This is a genomic window from Marinobacter sp. C7, assembly GCF_022343555.1.
Taxonomy (GTDB): Bacteria; Pseudomonadota; Gammaproteobacteria; order Pseudomonadales; family Oleiphilaceae; genus Marinobacter.
In genome coordinates, this window is sequence record NZ_JAKQZH010000022.1 from 1 (window position 1) to 754 (window position 754).

A 754-nucleotide genomic window follows, 5' to 3' on the forward strand; every position below is an offset into this window, starting at 1 on the left:
TGCTTGCCGACACCATCTGCTGTGCAGCGGCAGCTTTAGCCAAACCAGCGAACACCACGGTCAAGGCAGCAACCTCTTGATCGGTTGGGTTGCCAGATACGATCTGCAGAAAAGGCTTCTCTGCAGCCTTGGTGTCCTGAGTGGTTTCTTCAGACATGGTTCTCCTTTAAAAAACAGTTTCTATAGTGGAATGTTACCGTGCTTTTTAGCAGGAACATTGACCACCTTGCGATCCAGCAGACGCAGACCCTCAATGATCTGGCCGCGGGTCTCAGAAGGTGGGATAACGGCATCAACCAGGCCACGCTCAGCTGCGACATAAGGGTTGACCAGAGTTTCTTCGTACTCCTGCTCGTAGCCCTTCATGACCTCAGCAACGTCCTTGCCTTCGGTGGCAGCCTGCTTGAGTTCCTTACGGTAGATAAATCCAACAGCACCTGAAGCGCCCATGACGGCGATCTGTGCGGTAGGCCAAGCGAATACGAGGTCAGCGCCCATATCCTTGGAACCCATCACGCAGTACGCTCCGCCGTAAGCCTTACGCATGGTGACGGTGATCTTTGGAACGGTTGCTTCGCCGTATGCGTAGAGCAGCTTTGCGCCACGACGCAGAATGCCACCGTACTCCTGGCCTGCGCCTGGGAGGAAGCCGGGGACGTCGACAAGCATGACGATTGGGATGTTGAACGCGTCGCAGGTGCGGACGAAGCGAGCTGCCTTCTCAGAGGAGTCGATGTCCAGGCAGCCAGCGAAC

General features: G+C 56.0%; 2 protein-coding genes. Both read right to left on the bottom strand.

All coding sequences use genetic code 11. The features are described from left to right. Positions 1-157: acyl-CoA carboxylase subunit epsilon (locus tag MD273_RS19270; protein ID WP_502846079.1), on the bottom strand; the 157-nt coding region annotated here is incomplete at its 3' end. Positions 158-180: 23 nt separating this feature from the next. Further along, positions 181-754, bottom strand: a 574-nt coding sequence (locus MD273_RS19275) for a carboxyl transferase domain-containing protein (protein WP_285229181.1), incomplete at its 5' end; no start/stop codon positions are given.